Annotated in this window: 1 protein-coding gene; it reads right to left on the reverse strand. The window is 48.8% G+C overall.

Annotated elements, in window-relative coordinates; genetic code table 11:
* On the reverse strand, positions 1-906 hold a 906-nt coding region (hemN, locus tag R7Q48_RS25550; RefSeq protein ID WP_318132956.1), incomplete at both ends, for an oxygen-independent coproporphyrinogen III oxidase.

Consider the following 906-nt stretch of genomic DNA (forward strand, 5'->3'; position numbering starts at 1 on the left):
CTTAATGACTTCACGACGGAGCAAGTCATCCGAATCGAGTGAGACACCTTTCCACAATGCGTGGCGAAGGTCATTTACTTGAGCGTAGTACTTCTTGAGCTCTTTTTGGTTTTGCGCGTACGCATCACCAATCATTGAAATGGCAGAAACACCAAAGCCCACCAAGTCACATTCACCTTGAGTGGTGTAGCCTTGGAAGTTGCGATGCAACACACCTTCGCGCTGCGCAACGGCGAGTTCGTCGTCAGGCATCGCAAAATGGTCCATGCCGATGAACTGGTAGCCAGCCCCCGTCAAAGTTGCGATCGTGTCTTGGAGAATTGCCATTTTCTCTTCTGCTTTTGGCAAATCTTCGTCTTTAATCTTACGCTGCGCAGCAAACAATTGCGGCATGTGTGCGTAGTTAAAGACCGACAGACGACCCGGCTGCATTTCCAGCACTTGTTCTAACGTCTTCGCAAAAGAGGCTTTGGTCTGCTTCGGCAAACCGTAGATCAAATCGAGGATGGTCGAACGGAAACCCAACTCTTTCGCACGTGCCACCATCGCAAAGATGAATTCTTCATCTTGCTCACGGTTAACCAATTTTTGCACTTCTTTGTTGAAGTCCTGAACGCCGATGCTCAAGCGGTTGAAGCCTTCACTGCGAAGATGATCCAACATGGTGATCTGAATTTCACGCGGGTCTACTTCAATGCTGATTTCTGCGTCATCACTGAATGTAAATTCTTGGCGTAGCAAGTTCATCACGCGAGTGATTTGCTTTTCAGATAGAAACGTCGGTGTACCACCACCAAAATGCAATTGCGTCACGGTGCGACCAACGAGCAATGCAGCACGTTGACGAATTTCGTGTTCAAGCACGTCGAGGTATTCATCCGCTTTGTGCGAGTGGCGCGTAATGAC

The sequence above is a fragment of the Vibrio sp. 378 genome, from assembly GCF_033339435.1.